Annotated in this window: 15 protein-coding genes and 1 pseudogene; 5 read left to right on the forward strand and 11 right to left on the reverse strand. The window is 50.0% G+C overall.

Translation table 11 applies throughout. The features are described from left to right. The first annotated feature begins 77 nt into the window (after positions 1 to 77). A complete protein-coding gene (locus METTU_RS16885; protein ID WP_050897796.1) occupies positions 78 to 464 on the forward strand; it encodes an ImmA/IrrE family metallo-endopeptidase in 387 nt (128 codons plus the stop codon). Positions 465 to 479: 15 nt separating this feature from the next. Beyond that, the gene (locus METTU_RS16890; protein ID WP_006893041.1) at positions 480 to 1,055 is read left to right on the forward strand and encodes a hypothetical protein; all 576 of its coding nucleotides are present in this window, start codon (positions 480 to 482) and stop codon (positions 1,053 to 1,055) included. A 99-nt stretch (positions 1,056 to 1,154) separates the two neighbouring features. Here the strand turns inward: METTU_RS16890 and METTU_RS16895 are convergent, their stop codons facing one another. The 8 genes from METTU_RS16895 to METTU_RS16925 all read right to left on the reverse strand — a co-directional run bounded on the left by METTU_RS16895 (position 1,155) and on the right by METTU_RS16925 (position 7,102). Further along, a complete protein-coding gene (locus tag METTU_RS16895; RefSeq protein WP_006893042.1) occupies positions 1,155 to 1,796 on the reverse strand; it encodes a uracil-DNA glycosylase in 642 nt (213 codons plus the stop codon). Positions 1,797 to 1,956: 160 nt separating this feature from the next. Further along, positions 1,957 to 2,238, reverse strand: coding sequence for a GIY-YIG nuclease family protein (locus METTU_RS16900; protein ID WP_006893043.1), 282 nt, complete (start codon positions 2,236 to 2,238; stop codon positions 1,957 to 1,959). Beyond that, entirely contained in the window at positions 2,235 to 2,927 is a 693-nt protein-coding gene (locus tag METTU_RS16905; RefSeq protein WP_006893044.1) for a VIT1/CCC1 transporter family protein, read from the reverse strand. The genes METTU_RS16900 and METTU_RS16905 overlap by 4 nt, the downstream gene beginning before the upstream one ends. 13 nt (positions 2,928 to 2,940) lie before the next feature. After that, entirely contained in the window at positions 2,941 to 4,887 is a 1,947-nt protein-coding gene (locus METTU_RS16910; RefSeq protein ID WP_006893045.1) for a heavy metal translocating P-type ATPase, read from the reverse strand. A gap of 91 nt (positions 4,888 to 4,978) precedes the next feature. Next, positions 4,979 to 5,743, reverse strand: coding sequence for a Nif3-like dinuclear metal center hexameric protein (locus METTU_RS16915; protein WP_006893046.1), 765 nt, complete (start codon positions 5,741 to 5,743; stop codon positions 4,979 to 4,981). Further along, a complete protein-coding gene (locus METTU_RS16920) occupies positions 5,740 to 6,246 on the reverse strand; it encodes an NUDIX hydrolase (RefSeq protein WP_006893047.1) in 507 nt (168 codons plus the stop codon). The genes METTU_RS16915 and METTU_RS16920 overlap by 4 nt, the downstream gene beginning before the upstream one ends. A gap of 85 nt (positions 6,247 to 6,331) precedes the next feature. After that, positions 6,332 to 6,481 carry a hypothetical protein gene (locus METTU_RS24100; RefSeq protein ID WP_006893048.1) on the reverse strand — a complete coding sequence of 50 codons (150 nt, stop codon included), beginning with the start codon at positions 6,479 to 6,481 and terminating at the stop codon, positions 6,332 to 6,334. A gap of 36 nt (positions 6,482 to 6,517) precedes the next feature. Beyond that, complete coding sequence (locus tag METTU_RS16925) at positions 6,518 to 7,102, reverse strand: beta-class carbonic anhydrase (protein WP_006893049.1); 585 nt, start codon at positions 7,100 to 7,102, stop codon at positions 6,518 to 6,520. A 183-nt stretch (positions 7,103 to 7,285) separates the two neighbouring features. Between METTU_RS16925 and METTU_RS16930 the strand changes: the two genes are divergently transcribed. Together METTU_RS16930 and METTU_RS16935 are read left to right on the forward strand one after the other, a co-directional pair. Further along, complete coding sequence (locus METTU_RS16930; RefSeq protein WP_006893050.1) at positions 7,286 to 8,188, forward strand: LysR family transcriptional regulator; 903 nt, start codon at positions 7,286 to 7,288, stop codon at positions 8,186 to 8,188. A gap of 27 nt (positions 8,189 to 8,215) precedes the next feature. Beyond that, complete coding sequence (locus METTU_RS16935; protein ID WP_006893051.1) at positions 8,216 to 8,812, forward strand: TetR/AcrR family transcriptional regulator; 597 nt, start codon at positions 8,216 to 8,218, stop codon at positions 8,810 to 8,812. Positions 8,813 to 8,899: 87 nt separating this feature from the next. On the opposite strand, the gene METTU_RS16940 is transcribed toward METTU_RS16935, so the two are convergent. From METTU_RS16940 to METTU_RS16950, 3 genes are all read right to left on the reverse strand, one after another. After that, the gene (locus METTU_RS16940; RefSeq protein ID WP_006893052.1) at positions 8,900 to 11,848 is read right to left on the reverse strand and encodes a bifunctional diguanylate cyclase/phosphodiesterase; all 2,949 of its coding nucleotides are present in this window, start codon (positions 11,846 to 11,848) and stop codon (positions 8,900 to 8,902) included. 122 nt (positions 11,849 to 11,970) lie between these two features. After that, positions 11,971 to 15,522, reverse strand: coding sequence for a sensor domain-containing protein (locus METTU_RS24105; RefSeq protein ID WP_006893053.1), 3,552 nt, complete (start codon positions 15,520 to 15,522; stop codon positions 11,971 to 11,973). A gap of 142 nt (positions 15,523 to 15,664) precedes the next feature. Next, the gene (locus METTU_RS16950) at positions 15,665 to 15,940 is read right to left on the reverse strand and encodes a hypothetical protein (RefSeq protein ID WP_006893054.1); all 276 of its coding nucleotides are present in this window, start codon (positions 15,938 to 15,940) and stop codon (positions 15,665 to 15,667) included. Between the two features lie 497 nt (positions 15,941 to 16,437). On the opposite strand from METTU_RS16950, the pseudogene METTU_RS25105 reads away from it, so the two are divergent. Beyond that, positions 16,438 to 17,327, forward strand: a pseudogene (locus METTU_RS25105) (IS982 family transposase). Positions 17,328 to 17,358: the final 31 nt, after the last annotated feature.

Genomic DNA, 17,358 nt, shown 5'->3' on the forward strand with positions numbered 1-17,358 from the left:
CACAAGGCGGTAGAAATCCTAACTAAATATTGGGATGGAGTATTGCCTATTGATCCTGCTGCTCTATTGCTGCAAAAATGGGTATCACTGTTATACCTGTCTCTTCCCGTGGATATAGCGGAAAAGCCTATCAGGTAAATAACCAATCCGTTATCGAGTATGATCAAACCGAGTTTTTATTGCGCCAGCGTTTTACTATCGCTCACGAGTTGGGACATCATGTTCTAAGTCATACGGATAACGGTCATCAGTTCCGGGATGAAGCCAATAAATTTAGTTTTAATATATCCATTCCCGAAGAAACCCAGGCAAATAAATTTGCTGCCGAATTGCTTGCCCCAGAAATAGCGATAAAGCACTTCGTTTTTAAAGAAAAAATCAATTCGTTAACACAGCTTGCAGAGTTATTTTCAGTGTCAACAGTTGTCATGAAATACCGACTTACTAATCTTGGACTACTATAATTCCAATATTATCTTATGTCCGACAATATCAATAATGACACAGACCTAAGTGCTGGCAACTCTACTCCGGAAAATACTGTTTTAACCGACGTTCTACTATCTGAGCAACGACAGAAAGAGACCTTCAGAAATCGTAGTTTTTTTTGGGCATGGATTTTTAGCGGCTTATTCTTTTTCTCAGTCCTTGCTTTTTCATGGAGTATTATGTTCTGCCCGGATGTATTTTTGCTTACTAAAACAATTCATTCTGCAGAACAGAGAACAGCCACTCTGCCTTCAGATGCAAAGAATAAGCCGGTAACAAAAAACACAAAAAAGAGCGTACCAGCAGACAAACGTTCCCCGGAACTGGAAAGCAAAGATCAACTGGGGAATTTTTTTAATCAATTTCTAATGATGATTGCATTGCTCGCCGCAATCGGAACAACATTAGCTATTGCTGTAATGCGCTTCTCTTTTTCTAACAATAAAGATTGTGAGAGGGAAAACATAATACCCATAAGTCCCGTTGCTAGTTCATTAGCGGAATTATTAAGCCAAATTGCTGAATTAAAATCGCTTTTTTTAGCACACAAAAAACCAGTCCTATAGGCCGAAATAAGCCTGTTCGAGCGGCAGCAAGAACTGGTGAATCCGGCACACTACCCGGAAACACCACCTCGCGCTACGCTTGGGTGGCCTTATTCCGGCCTACTCGCCGCTATGCAGTCGAATGGTACGAAAAACATCCCCAAACATTTCCTTAGTCAGCCGCTTGGTCTGTACGTTGTATCGACTGGTATGATACGAATCAATCAGCGTACAACCATCCGGCAAGGCATGCTGGACGTTATGGGCAAATTTTGCACTATTCTGTTTCAATCCGTAGGCCTTTAATACCGCCTGATGGGCAACCAGACCTAAAGCCAATATGACCGCCTGTTCCGGCAAGGTTTTCAACTCGGCGGCCAGATAAGCATTGCACTGGTTGATCTCTGCATTGGTCGGTTTATTTTGCGGCGGCAGGCATTTAACGGCATTGGTGATACGGCAGTTTTTAAGTGCCAAGCCGTCCGTCAATGACTCGGATTTTATTTGGTTACTGTAACCGAACTCGTAAAGCGCCTCATACAGTAGCAGTCCTGCATAATCGCCGGTAAACGGCCTGCCTGTGGCATTGGCTCCATGCATGCCGGGAGCCAGTCCGACTATCAGCAATTGGGCGGCGCTGTCGCCAAACGGTGCAACCGGACGCGCATGGTAGTCGGGGTGCTTTTGTTTAACTTCACACAGAAAATCATCCAGCCGTTTACACTGCCTGCAATCTTGATCGAATATTTGTTTGGGATACATGTTTTGTTAAGGTTGATTTTCGCTAGTTCCCAAGCTCCAGCTTGGGAATTCGGTTTGGAAGCTGTAGCTTCCCGTTTCGCGAAGCTACGACTTGCATGGATGCAGGAGCAGTCCTTCGCTATTCCCAATCTGGAGATTGGGAACAGCGCATGTTAATTGTTCATAACTGGAAATTACCCACCTTGTTGCTGTCAGAAACCAGCAACTGCAACTTCTCCAGCCTGGGCAGTTTTTTGATGACAATTTCCCGTTTACTGGCAGAACTGCGGTCATGGCCGGTCTCGACATAAACCAGCTGCTTGGGTTGTCTGCCGCGAAAATATTTAGCGCCTTGTCTGTCTGCATGTTGATTAAAGCGCCGGGCGACATCGATGGTGATGCCGGTATAAAGCGAGTCATCGGTACAGAGGATGATGTAAACCTGCCAGTTCCACTGCGTCACACGACCGTCCCAAAAACCGAACCCACGGCTGCGGTCAGCCCCATAGCCAGCGCCCCCCAAAAGGCAACACGAAAAGCTCCCTTGATGATACCCGATCCCCCGGTATAGGCTGCCAAGATACCCAGCAAGGTTAAAAACAACAACGATGCAGACGACACCAGCACGATTAAATCGGTATCTGGAGCAAACAGGACTATCAATAAAGGCAACACCGCGCCAACGGCAAAAGTAACAGCCGATGTCAACGCCGCCTGAATGGGTCTTGCTGTGCCTGCTTCAGAGATGCCCAGTTCGTCACGGGCGTGTGCGCCCAATGCATCATGCTCCATTAACTGCACGGCAACCTGTTCGGCCAGTAACGGATCGAGTCCGCGCGAAACATAGATGGCGGCCAACTCTTTTTGCTCATGATGCCCGTCTTCCTCCAGCTCTTTGCGCTCACGCTTTAAATCGGCCTGTTCGGTATCTGCTTGCGAGCTGACTGATACATATTCACCGGCCGCCATCGACATCGCCCCGGCAACCAGGCCTGCAACACCGGCCAAGACTATATCGTTATGCGTCGCATGGGAGGCGGCTATACCGACGATTAAACTGGCCGTGGATACGATGCCGTCGTTCGCGCCCAACACGGCCGCGCGCAGCCAGCCGATGCGATGAGTCCTGTGTATTTCGTGATGAGGTGACATTGGGTTTCCTTTTTTAAAAATCCGAAAGCGTTTTCGGCGGAATAGCCGCCCGCAAGGCATTCAATACGGCGAGAACATCGATGATTTCCTGAGTGATCGCTCCGGCTACCGGGGTCAAATACCCCAGCCCGGCAAACACCATGCCGATCAAACTCAGCGCCATGCCGCCCACCGCGCTTTGCAGGGCAATTTTACGCATCCGTTCGCCGATATGAAACAGCTCATCGACTTTTAACAACGAACTGTCCATGATCACCGCATCGGCCGATTCGCCGGTAATGTCGCTGTTCTGGCCGAAGGCGATGCCGATGGTCGCGGCAGTCAGCGCCGGGGCGTCATTGATACCGTCGCCGAGAAACACGGTTTTTGCCGCTTTAGTTTCATTGCGCACCAGTTCCAGTTTCTGCTCGGGGCTCTGGCTAAAATAAACGTGTTTAATGCCGACCTGGTCGGCCAGGAAACGCACTTCCGATTCCCTGTCGCCAGACACCAGCATCACCTTGTCAAACAAGTGACTGGGCCGTAGGTGGTTGATGAATGACGAGCTATCGGTGCGCACTTCGTCCCGAAATTGCAGGGTCGCCGCATAAGCATCGTCAACCAGCACCACGCATTCCAGACCGCCGGTGACAGGCGGCAGGTCTTTGGCAAAATCAGGGTGTTGTTCGACAAACTTTTTTCGGCTGGTAATCTGAATCCGCTTTCCGGCCACATTGCCTTTAAGTCCCTCGCCCGGCAACTCGGTGATATTGGTCACGCTTAATAAAGATAGCGTCGATTTTTCGGCCGCTGCAACGATGGCGCGAGAGAGAGGATGTTTGGAATAGCCCTCCAGGCTGGCGATTAGCATTAACACTTCCTGCTCGTTATGGCCCTCGCCGGGAACCAGCGCGGTCAATGAGGGACGCCCATACGTCAGAGTGCCGGTTTTATCGAAAATGGCCGTGCGGCAGGTGCCGATGGTTTCCAAAATAGCCGGATTCTTGATGATGATTTCCCGCCGCGCGGCCAGCGAAATCGAGCTGATCACGGTGACCGGGATGCCGATCAGCAACGGGCACGGCGTGGCAATGACCAGTACCGCCAGGAAACGAACCACATCGCCGCTGACCGCCCAGGCAGTCAGCGCAATGATGACGGCCAGCGGCGTGTACAGCGCGCCCAGTTGATCGCCCAACCGCCTGATGTTGGGTCGATACTGCTCGGACGACTTCATCACCTCCATGATCTTGGCGTAGCGCGAATCGACAGCCAGTTTGTCCGCGCGTATGGTCAGCGCCGAATCGCCGTTGATCGCGCCGGAAAGTACTTGCGAACCGCTGACTTTCGACATCATATACGGTTCGCCGGTCAGATAGGATTCATCCATGGTGCCGGAGCCTTCCAATACCGTGCCGTCAACGGGACAGATTTCATGCGGCAAGATCAATAAGGTATCGCCGATATGAACCTGCCCGGTGGTAATGTCGGCCAGTTGATCGCCCGATTTTCTATGCGCGACGGACGGCATCCGCTTGGCCAATGCCTCAAGTACCGAAGAGGCTTTGCGCACCGCGTAGGTTTCCAGCACCACGCCGCCGGACAGCATTAGTACCACCAAGCTTCCGGCCAAATATTCGTCCAGCAGAACCGCCGTCACGATGGACATGCCTGCCAGCAAATCGGCCCCCCAATCGCCCCGCCCCAATTTTACGATCAGTTGATAAACCAGCGGAATACCGCCCAGCGCCAGCACGGCAAGCAAGGGCAATTGCACCAGTTCAATCGGGATAGCGAGTTGTCCCTGGTAGAGTTCGGCAGCCGCCGAGCTTAAAGCGGCATTCAGCGATAACGTATAGACTTCATGCCCAATATCAAGCGCATAGCGCAACACCAAATACCCGCCGATGCCCAGCAGACTCAACACAGCAATGATGTTTTCGGATGTTGAGCGGGGGATCGTTGCTTGCTTATCGGTCATCGTTTCAGCCTCCAAAATAGGTGTCGCTAGTTTACTACAATCCGCTAAAGCGTACCGTGCGCGCCTTCTTTGCTGGCGCGCACGGTACGCCCTACGCAGGATTTTCGCTATCGATAAAAAAGCACTCCACTGCAAATTGCTGCCGGGTTTTTTCCATTAGCGCCTGGATACCGAACCGCTCCGTGGCATGGTGGCCGCCTGCAAACATGTGTATGCCCGCCTCTTGGCTTTCATGCCAGTCATGTTCGCTGATTTCGCCGGTAATGTACGCATCCAGCCGTTCTTTTTCAGCCAAGCGCCATTCGCTGTTTGCTCCGCCGGTAATGATGCCGACCGACCTGATCGGCGCATTGTTATCAGGCGTTGCCAGAATGACGTTGTGTTTGAGCACGACTTCGAGTTTTTGTTGCAGCGCGGCGGCGGTCAGCGGCTGTTCAAATACGCCTTTAATGCCGGTCGCCGAGCCTTTGTAATCGCCGAACGGCTGTTGCTGCCTGCAACCGATCAGATGGCCTAACATCGCAGCATTGCCTATGTCCGGGTGTCCGTCCAGCGGCAAATGATACCCGATCAGGTTGATGTTGTTTTTCACCAGCGGGAAAATCCGCTGCGCGAACGTGCCGGTCAACGGTTTTGCGCCGTGAAAGGTCCAAAACAGGCCGTGATGGACGACCAACGCGTCGGCCTTGTTTTCGACAGCCTGATGAATGGAATCGCGGGTTGCGGAAACCGCAAAAGCAATACGCTCGATGTGTTCAGCCCCGTCTACTTGCAGGCCGTTAGGACAATAGTCGGCATAGGTTTCCGGGCGAAGCAGGGCTTGGTAATAGTCATTGAGTTGTGACCGGATAATCATATTGCCAACGCCTCAAATTGTCGCCAGATGGTTTTAAAGGTTTCGGTCAGGCGTTGATCGTCCGCCTCGATACGCCCGGCTATTTCAGCGACGCTAAACCAGTCGCCTTCGTCAATTTCGTCGGGTGCCAGATTGAACGGACCGTTATGAATGCAACGGTAAACCTGGATAAATTCCATGCCGATAGCGGCTGTAGCCGGTAATTTAAACAGCGGTTCCAGCATGTGCGCGGCGTTGATACCCAGTTCCTCTTCAATCTCCCTGACGGCGCTGATGTCGTAATCCTCACCGGCGTCAACATGACCGGCCGCCGAGGTGTCCCAAAGGCCGCCATTGAGATCTTTTTTCATCGAGCGTTTTTGCAGGAACAACTGCCCTTGCTCGTTAAAAACCAGGATGTGTACGGCGCGGTGTCTAAGGCCTGTCGCATGGATGATATGGCGTGCGCAGGTGTCGATAATGCAGTCGTTTTCATCGACGACGGAGAGTAGTTCGGTATTCATCAGTAAGGTTAAGTCATCAATCAAAAAAGATTGTAACTACTCAACAGTTAGAAAAATAGAACGCAGATGACGCTGATAATTACGATCAAATAAGATTTTTTGAATCATCTGCGTTAATCATATTAATCTGCGTCATCTGCGTTCCATTGTATTTAATAGCTGATTTTAGACTTTTATGAAGGGGACGCAAGCACAGTTCATGGGCTTTGCGGATACTGCGGATGATTAAAGCCATGCTCACATCCTGGGACGCGAGCATGTTTGAACGATTTTATCTGACGCTACCGGCTTCTGTTGCAGCCGCTACTTCAATTAACCGGCCTGATTTAACGTCGTAAATATAACCGTAAACAGGAATGTCGGAAGGAACCAGCGGGTGATTCCTAATACGGGTTACATCTTCCAAAACACTTTGCTCTTGGTCTTTAATGGTCAACCAGTTTATATGCTTGGCTTCGTGTGAACCCGGTCCTTCACCGGTGTCATACCACAGGCCTTTTTCATCCAGGGATGCCGTTGTTAAGCTGCTTCCTAACAAGTCGCGCATGATCTCATCGTTAAATAGTTCCATGCCGCAATTGGTGTGATGAATAACAAACCATTCCCGTGTTCCCAATAACTTATAGGAGATGACCAAAGAACGGATCGCATCGTCACTGGCGCGGCCGCCGGCATTACGAATGACATGGGCGTCGCCTTCGGATAAACCGGCATATTTGGCAGGATCCAAACGGGCATCCATGCAGGTCAAGATCGCGAAATGTCTTCCGGGAGGCAGGGGTAAATCGCCTTTGTCACCAAAATCATTCACATAATCTCTGTTTGCTGCTAAAACTTCATTAAGAATTTTGCTCATAAACACCTCTCATTATAATTATTGGGCCATAAAAAACCGCTTGCTCCTGATCACTAAGGGATGAAAAAGACCAAGCGGCAATTAGACTACTATCTCCGGTTTAAAGTCTACTCCAATAAAGCAGGGTTTCAAATAGCGATATAGGTTATACAATATAAACTCAAAGTTTATAAAAGATCGAGTATGGCTAAATTAAATAACACGCAAGTCTTTTGCCGGATTGTTGAGTTGGGCACTTTTACAGCGGTCGCCCGCGAAATGAATCTTTCGGCGATGATGATCAGCAAATACATGGCTCAGCTGGAAGAGTCTTTAGGGGTTGCCTTGTTAAATCGGACAACCCGGCAACTCAGCATGACCGAAGCGGGAAAAATATACTATTACCGCAGCAAACAGCTGCTGGATGATTTCTCGGAACTGGAAGAATATACCTCGCAGCTGGGTTTACAGGTAAAAGGCACGTTAAAAATCAGCGCGCCGATCGATTTTGGCGGGCTTTATATGGTGCCTGCCATTGACGCGTATCAACGCGCCTATCCCGACGTCAAGATTTTGATGACCTTACACAACAGCCAGGTTAATTTAAGCGAAGGCAGTTTCGATTTGTCTATCCTGGTCACGGATACGCTTGATTTGGGCGTGGTTGCCCGGAAAATCGCCCAAACCCGGTTATGCACTTATGCATCGCCCGACTATATTGCCGAACACGGTGAGCCCCAAACCATTGCCGAGTTAAGTTCGCATCGCTGCCTGCATTATATGGATACGCCGCATAAAGATTATTGGGTGTTTAATGACGATGGCGAGGAGGTTAAAATCAAGGCGAACTGGCATTTTGCCTCAAACAATGGCCGGGCTCTGTGTCAGGCGGCCGCTTTGGGCATGGGCATAACCCAGGCGCCTGAGTTATCGGTGATGAATTATTTGGAACAAGGCAAGCTGATGGAGATTCTGCCTGCTTTTCGCATCCCGTCGCTGGAAATTTATGCCACCTATCTGCAAAGACGCTTTCTGCCCGCCAAGTTGGCGACGTTTGTGGATTTTTTAATTAAGTATTTTGCAGAAAACAATCGACTCACAAAATAAGCTGATATTCATCTAAAGGCACATAGCATGGCAAGGCGAAACAAACACAGTCTGGAAGAAATCAGGGAAATGGTATTGAATGCAGCGGAAACCATCATCATCAATGAAGGCTATTCGGCGTTAACGGCGCGCAAGATTGCCATGGACATCGATTATACGGTCGGCAGCATTTATATGGTCTTCGCCAACATGGCCGACTTGGTCATGCATATTAACGCGAGCACTGTAGATGATCTTACCGAGCGGATGCAACAAGTGCCCCATTGCCTTCCTGAACACTATATCGCAGAGCTGGCCAAGACTTATGTGGCGTTTGCCGACCGAAACTTTAACCGGTGGACGATGATTTTTGTTCGGGATACCGAAATCCCCGAATGGTATCAACAGAAAACCCGGCAGATTTTTAGCCTGGTAGAGGCGCAGTTTGCACAACTTGCACCGAACTGTTCAGCGCAACAAAGCCAACAGGCGGCGCGGGCGCTCTGGAGCGGTGTTCACGGAGTTTGCACCTTGTCCCTGACCCGGGAGCTGGATGCCGCGGCTATTAAAGATGTTGAAGAGGCCGTTGTATTGCTGGTGAACAGCTTTATAACCGGCTGGGTGCAAACATTGGCCGAGACTTAATATCTACACCACGAAGACACGAAGAAAAAACTTCGTACTGTCCGTGTCTTCACGGTAAAAGTTTCTTATCTTGCCTAATCTCAATACTTAATCAACCAGACGCTGCTGATTGCGCAATAACTCGACAAACTCTTCCGCCGGTACGGGGCAGCTTTTAATATAGCCCTGATACATATCACAGCCTTTTTCCTGCAAAAACATCAATTGCTCAGGCGTTTCCACGCCTTCGGCCAAGACTTTAAAACCCAGAATATGCCCCATCGCAATAATGGTGGATGCAATCTCCATGTCGTCTTGCAGATGAGGAATATCATCAATAAAACTCTTATCGATTTTTAACAGATCCAGCGGAAAATGTTTAAGACAAGCCAGGGACGAATAACCGGTGCCGAAATCGTCAATGGCCAGCCGAATGCCCTGCCCGCGCAGACAGTTGAGAATCTCTGTCGCGTTGCCCTGATTGTCCATTAAGCCGCTTTCGGTTATTTCCAGTTCCAGTTGGCTGGCTGGAAAACCGGTATCGCTTAACACCGTAGCAACCAAGTCGCAAATGTCGCTACGGCGAAACTGGTGCGGGGACACATTGACCGCCAGGGTTAACGGCAGCAACCCCGCATCCAGCCACTGCCGACCTTGCCGACAGGTTTCCCGCAGCACCCATTCGCCGATCACCAGAATCAGGCCGGTTTCTTCGGCAATCGGGATAAAGCGGATCGGCGGGATCAGTCCCTCGACCGAGTCTTGCCAGCGCACCAATGCCTCCGCACCGATGATCCGACCGCTGATAATATCCACCTGCGGCTGGTAAAAAACGCGTAAATCCTGTTGTTCAATCGCCCGGCGCAGACGCGATTCCAGGGCAATGCGCTCACGCGCCGCAAGCGTCAAATCTTCCGAAAAATAGGCGAAGCAGCCGCGCCCCGCGTCTTTAGCCTGATACAACGCAGCATCTGCGTTATCCATGAGTAGCGCAGGATTATCGCCGTGTTGCGGATACAGGCTGATGCCGATGCTGGCGCTAATCTGTATGTCCTCGCCCTGCTCTACCCAAAAAGGTTTGCTTAAGTCGGCGATGATTTCTTCGGCCACTCGTGCGGCATCTTCAGGATGCGCAATGTCTTCCAGCAACACGATAAACTCATCGCCCCCCAATCGGGCCACCATGTCGACATCGCGCAACCGGGCCGTAATTCTTGCAGCCACTTGTTGCAGCAACTCGTCGCCTGCCAGATGGCCCAGGCTGTCGTTCACCGACTTAAACCGATCCAGGTCGAGCATCAGCAATGCCAACTGTTTGCCATCGCGTCGTTCTACATCAATGCCGTGTTTCAGTCGCTCTTGCAACAACCGACGATTGGGCAACTGAGTGAGCGGATCAAAAAAGGCCAGCTGCTTGATCTGCTCTTCGGCAGCCTTGCGTTCGGTGATGTCGATATGGGTGCCGACATAATGGGTAATCGCGCCGTCATCGCCTTTCACCACGGAGATGATCAGCCATTTGGGATAAATTTCGCCATTCTTGCGCCGGTCCCAAATTTCTCCCTGCCATGTCCCGGTGCTCTTGATGGTTTCCCACATCGCCGCATAAAAGGCCGCGCCATGCCGTCCGGATTTAAGTAAACTGATCTTTTGACCGACGGCCTCTTCTTTGCTGTACCCGGTCGATTCGGTAAAGGCCCGATTAACTTGTAAAATAATATTATCGGCGTCGGTAATGACCATCGGCTCGTTCGACTCGAAAGCGATGGCGGCAACGCGAAGATGCGCATCCGCTTGTTTACGTAAAGTGACATCTCGTAATGCGCTGGCAAAAAACAAGCCCTGCTCCGTTTTAATCGGACTTACGCTAATATCCACGTCAAAACTGCTGCCGTCTTTTCGCCGCGCCTGCACTGTCCGCCCCACTCCCAACGGCCTGGCAACCGGCGCAGCAACATATTTGGCGTGCAGCTCAGGATGGTTGGGGCGGAAGCCTTCCGGCACCAAAACTTCAATCGACTGACCGACCAGTTCGCCAAGCTTATAACCCAGCATTAACTCGGCTTGCCGGTTGACCTGAGTAATAATCCCCCGCTTGTCGCTAATCAGCATGGCATCCGGCGTGGCATTGAAAATGGCGCGTTGATAGCCCTCACTTGCGGTCAGCGTCTGTTCGGCTCGCCTGCGTGCGACGAAATAGGTAGCCAGCGTCATGCCGGTCACAGACAGTATCGCCATAAAAGACCAATAACTGGTCAAATAGGTTTTGGCAATGTCCTCTGCGAAAAAACCGGTTCCCTGCTGCGCGCCAAAAAGCCCTTGAGTTGCCGCCATAACAAGGATTATGACTAACGCGTGAGGCCCCATGCGCACCGCCGCCCAGGTAACAAACAGGAACATCCAGTAGGCCTTGGCGACATCGCCTACTGCATCGTGCATCCAGCCCATAAAAATCATTTGACCGGCCAGAAAGGCCGTCGCAATCAACACTATGAACTCGATCAGCCGCTTCGGTCTAAGCCAATCATCAGGCGCTCGCCGCCAAACCAGCATCATCGGAGTAATCAGGGCAATACCCAGCGTATCGCCGCGCCACCAATAACTCAGATACCTTAAAAAAGTTTCTCCGGTCAGGAATCCGGAAAAAACCAATGTTACAGTTCCGAGCAATGCGGCTATGACGCTGGCAATCCCCCCGGCTATAAGCAGTTGCAGGTAGTTGTGCGTGGATAGCGAAGATTGATTAAATAGGTCGTAGCGCTTCAGCAGCAGGGCGCCCAAAAGCGCCTCCAGCGTATTGCTGACGGCAACGGCTACGGCCATCCAAAAGGCGTTGATTGTGATGACGTTGACGACGAGAGCCCCGAGGAATACGCCGCAGGCGTACCTGTTCCCGCCCATCAACAAAACCGACAGCGCCAGTCCCGCAGGTAGCCAGATGATACTGATCACGCCGTTGTCCGAACAACAGGCAAGAACAGTCAAACCGAGCAACGCATACAGTGCGGCTACGCCGAGTTGCTTTAGTAGCACGGCAAGTTGATGGAAATTTATCATTGTTATTATTTTTCCTTACTACGATTTTTAGTGGGTCGCGCTTTTAAGCGGCACAACCTTTGGAGCTCCGATGTATTACGTTAACAATACCCCCCGTAGGCGCTTTAGGCGAAGCATTTAACCTACGAATATTGTTGAGCACGCAATAACTCGGCAAACTCATGCGCAGGCACCGGTTTACTTTTAATATAGCCCTGATACATATCACAGCCTTTTTCCTGCAAAAACGCCAGTTGCGCCATCGTTTCCACGCCTTCGGCCAAGACCTTAAAGCCCAGAATATGCCCCATGGCGACAATCGTTGCGGCGATTTCCATGTCATCCTGCTGAAAAGGAATATCGTCGATAAAGCGCTTGTCGATTTTCAATACATCCAGCGGGAAGTGTTTAAGGTAAGCCAGCGATGAATAACCGGTGCCGAAATCGTCAATGGCCAGCCGAACGCCTTGAGCGCGGAGACTATTAAGAATGGCCGTTGCGTTATCCTGATTTTCCATCAACCCGCTTTCGGTTATTTCCAATTCCAGTTGCTGAGACGGAAAACCGGTGTCGCTCAGCACAGTAGCCACTAAAGCACAAATGTCGCTACGGCGAAACTGGTGCGAGGAAACATTCACCGCCAGGGTTAATGGCGGCAAACCCGCATCCAGCCATTGTCGACCTTGACGACAGGTTTCGCGCAACACCCATTCGCCGACCTCCACAATCAGGCCGGTTTCTTCGGCAATAGGAATAAAGCGGATCGGCGGAATCAGTCCCTCAACCGGATCTTGCCAGCGCACCAATGCCTCGGCGCCGACTATGCGGCCGCTGGCAATATCCACTTGCGGCTGAAAAAAAACGCGCAGCTCCTGTTGCTCAATCGCATGGCGCAGCCGCGTCTCCAACGCTATGCGCTCACGGGCCGCAATCGTCAAATCTTCCGAAAAATAGGCAAAGCAACCGCGCCCCGCGTCTTTAGCCTGATACAACGCAGCATCGGCATGGTCCATGAGTAGCTCAGAAGTGTCACCGTGTTGCGGATACAAGCTAATGCCGATACTGACGCCAATCTGGACGTTGTCGCTATGGGTCAAACAAAAGGGTTTGGTTAAATCGGCAATGATTTCTTTAGCCACCCGTGCAGCATCTTCCGGCTGGGCAATATCCTCCAGCAACACAATAAACTCATCGCCACCCAAACGAGCCACCATGTCGACATCGCGCAATCTTGCCTTGATGCGTTCAGCAACTTGTTGCAACAAGTCGTCGCCCGCCAAATGCCCCAAGCTGTCGTTAATCGCTTTAAAGCGGTCCAAATCAAGCATCAGTAACCCCAGTTGCTTGCCGTCACGGCGCTCCACATTAATGCCGTGTTTTAGCCGTTCCTGCAACAGCCGTCGATTGGGCAGCCGGGTGAGCGGATCATAGAAGGCCAGCAGCTTGATTTGCTCCTCGGCAGCCTTACGCTCGGTGATGTCGGTATGGGTGCCGACATAATGACTGACTACGCCGTCACTCCCTTTTACCGCAGTAATGGACAACCATTTGGGATAAATTTCGCCATTCTTGCGTCGATCCCAAATTTCTCCCTGCCAGGCGCCGACGCTTAAAATACCCTTCCACATCGCCGCATAAAAAGCCGCGCCATGACGCCCGGATTTGAGTATGCTTATTTTCTGTCCCACGGCCTCCTCTTCGGTATAGCCGGTGGATTCGGTAAAGGCTTTGTTGATCCGCAGGATGACACTTGTCGTATCAGTGATGACCATTGCTTCCTGGGATTCGAACGCAACAGCGGCGATGCGTAAATCCATTTCTATTCGTTTACGCTCGGTGATGTCGCGGCAGAAAACACAAAACTGCTGGAATTCAGACAGGAAGGCGGCAGAGACTTCAATATCAATGGTATGCCCGTCTTTATGGAGGTGACGGGTTTCGAACAGGTCATAACCCTGTGTAACAATTTTTACAATATGCGCTTTTATTTGCTCCGATCCTTCTTTTGCCTCCAATTGACTGATGCGCATGTTCACCAATTCATCAATCGAATAACCGATTATTTTTGCATAGGCCTCATTAGCTTGCAGCACATTACCCATCAAATCAGCTACCCAAAACCCGTCCAGGGATATATCAATCATCGCTTTGATTTGATTTAATACCCGCTCAGCCTGCTTACGCTCGGTGATGTCCTGCGCACTGCCCACCATGCGTAGCGGTCTGTTCATTTCATCGTATTGCAATCCACCGCTGCCACGGATAAAACGAACGGCGCCGTCCGGTAGCCTAATATGGAAATCCAGTTCCTGCGACTCCTTCCCAGCCCGGCAGTCACTGAGCCATCTTTTCATCGCGGCACGATCATCGGGATAGATCAGATCAAGAAACGTTTTTAAGGAGAGTCCGAATGTCTGCTGCGCAACGCCAAAAATTCGATACATTTCGTCCGACCAGCTAATGCAGCCGGTCGCCAGCTCCATAGACCAACTGCCGACATGAGCGATGCGCTGCGATTCGGACAACATCTGCTCTTTGTCCTGTAATATTTCCTGTACTTGTTTGCGTTCGGTTATATCGATGGCCGAACCGATGTAACCGTTAAATACGCCGCTTTCATCATAAAGCGGCATGCCTTTATCTAAAATCCAACGCCAGTCGCCAGTCGCGTTGCGAAGCCGGTATTCTGTAGTAATCGCTGCCTGAACTTCGGTGTTTTGATAGTACGCCACGAAGGCAGTTTCCCGGTCATCGGGATGAATAGAGCTGATCCAGTCCCCGTGCGTCATGGTTTGCATCGAGTCAAAACCGGTAAAATCAAGCCAGGATTGATTGACAAAAGTGGGCTCACCCTCGGCATTAGTAATCCAGATCATAATGGGCGAGCTGTTGGCCATCCGGCGAAAACGCTCCTCACTTGCCCGTAGCGTAGCCTCGGCTTGTTTCCGTTCGGTGATGTCCCGCAAGGCACTGGCGAAAAACAAGCCTTGCTCTGTTCGAATCGGGCTTAGGCTGATTTCCACATCCAATTCACTGCCGTCTTTTCGTAGCACCTTTACCGTCTGCCCGGCGCCCATCGGACGAGTCACCGCCACGGCGGCAAACTGTGTCCGCAATCCCGGATGCGCCGCCCGAAAACTCTCCGGCACCAGGGTTTCGATCGATAGCCCGAGCAGTTCGTTAATCGAATAACCCAGCAAGCGTTCGGCCTGCTGATTGGCCATGGTAATAATACCGTGCTCGTTGCTGATTAGCATGGCGTCCGGCGTAGCATCGAAGATAGCACGCAGATAGGTTTCGCTGGTTTGTAGCGCTTGAGGACTAGGCAGTCGTAACAGTTTTGGAATCAACGGCCAAATCAGCAAGGCCGTGACTATCGAAACGAGCGCAGTGGCAAGTTTTACCAAACCGTCCAGCCAATAATCGGGGTGCCAAATTGTCCAGATACTGATTAAGTGGGTGGTACCGCATAAACAAATGAAAACCCCAAACAGCACAAATACCCAGCGATAAGCCAAATCGGTGCGCTTTTTGACAAAATACAATAATGCAAACGGGATGGAAAAGTAGGCAATCGCAATAATACTATCGCTGATAATATGTAACCACAACATTGGCGGTAGCCATAGATAGCAAGCACCGTGAGGCATAAAACTGCTGGTGCCGACCAGTAAATCATTAAACCACGCAAACATTCAGTGTTGCTCTCCATTGATACGCTTTGTTGTTGCCAGACCAAAATACAGAATTAAACAGTGTTACCCATTAACATGGATAATACTTTCACAGCCTCTACGAACAGGGATTCTGGTGATGGAACATAAACATAACGAATCGTTAAAAATCTTCCTCTGTTAATAGCGTTGTTACCTTTCTGTCCGGATCCGTGATAACCCATAGTTTTTCGGTTTCAATGCTATAGACTGACATTATCCTTTCCACCGACTCCGGTAGCAACGCAAGCGTATTTTCACGCCAATCTACCTCAGACACATCCCCATAGTCACCTTTTTCATGTCTGTCCAATAAGTCGCCAATGGGGATCTTAAAACTGGCTATAACTGAAATAGCCGATGGCGTCATAGTGATTTTTCCGAGTTCAAACAGCTTCATTTGATAAGTTCCTCATAATATTGTAGTCTAAAGCTTACTTATAGTCGTTAACCGTTTTTTGTCTTCTTGATTATCCGGCAGTTACAAAAATACGGGGAAAATGACTCCGAGTACCGGCAAGCTCAGCTTAAGCATTACAAGCACAGGGTTTACTTTTTTACGGCAACAACAGCGTAAAAGTATAGCTGCCAACAGCCAATAACATAACAAGATTTTAAAAAGAACCTTATAAAACCGTTGTTTTTTGTCCTGATTCCTGAAACCCGGCATTAACGGGAGACTATAAACATACCGCCCATCATACCGTGATAAAAAACTTAGCCTGACTCATGCTCCCTGTTTCCGACAGGCTAATGTCGGACTAAAGCTAGCCCTACCCATCAGTGGCGCTGAACTGCTACACTTTAATGTGAATTAAGAGCTAAATAGAAGCCAGATCACCGGTTGGGCTAGAATATTGGGAAAGACACGACTCCCCCCAATCCTCTAAGTAAGCGATGAAATGGCAAGAACAATTAATAACAATTTACCTGTATGTATGCAAGCGCTATCAGGATAACCTTTGGGTTTATAGTCAGCGAATGTCGAATTACGCAGACTTGAGTTTTACAGATGAAGAAGTCATAGCGATCTATCTATTCGGTGTCATTGATAAAAATAGAGAGCTAAAAAAGATCTATGGTTATGCCGATCGCCATTTGCGGCATTGGTTTCCAAGGCTACCCAGTTACACAGCCTTTGTTCAGCGACTGAATAAGGTAGCTGATGTTTTCGCGCCGTTGCTGGAAATCATTCAGCAAGAGCAAGAAGAAAAAATCAAGGGCAAGTCTGGTTGATGGATTCTTTCCCTGTGGCGCTAGCCAAGCAAGGTCACCGGTTTAAAGCACGCGTTGCAAGGGAGTTAGCGGATGCGGGCTATTGTTCAACCAAGAAACTGTACTATTACGGTGTTCGGGTTCATATCGTCGGGCGTCGTCAAGCGGGCACGTTGCCGAATCCTGAATACATTGGTGTAACCGGAGCAAGTTGCCATGATGGAACAGTATTTGATCAGATTAGGCCTGAATTAACTCACAATGAGCTCTATGGCGATAAAGCCTATCACCGATCAGATGCAAAAGAAGTGAAAGAAACTCAAAACCTGACGGTATTAACGCCGGTAAAAAAACAAAAAGGCCAAAGGTATTTAGGCCCCCAGGATCAATGGTTATCGACTGCCGTTTCTCGTATCAGGCAGCCGATTGAAACTTTATTCGGCTGGATTGAACAACAAACAGGCATTGAATGCGCGGGTAAGGTTCGATCATACAGCGGTCTGATGGTGCATGTATTCGGCAAGTTGGCCGCCGCCATGTTTTTTTGGAATTATTTACGCGTTAGCTCTTAATTCACATTTTAAATTAAAAATACTATTATTC

The sequence above is a fragment of the Methylobacter tundripaludum SV96 genome, from assembly GCF_000190755.2.
In the GTDB taxonomy this organism is placed as follows: Bacteria; Pseudomonadota; Gammaproteobacteria; order Methylococcales; family Methylomonadaceae; genus Methylobacter_A; species Methylobacter_A tundripaludum.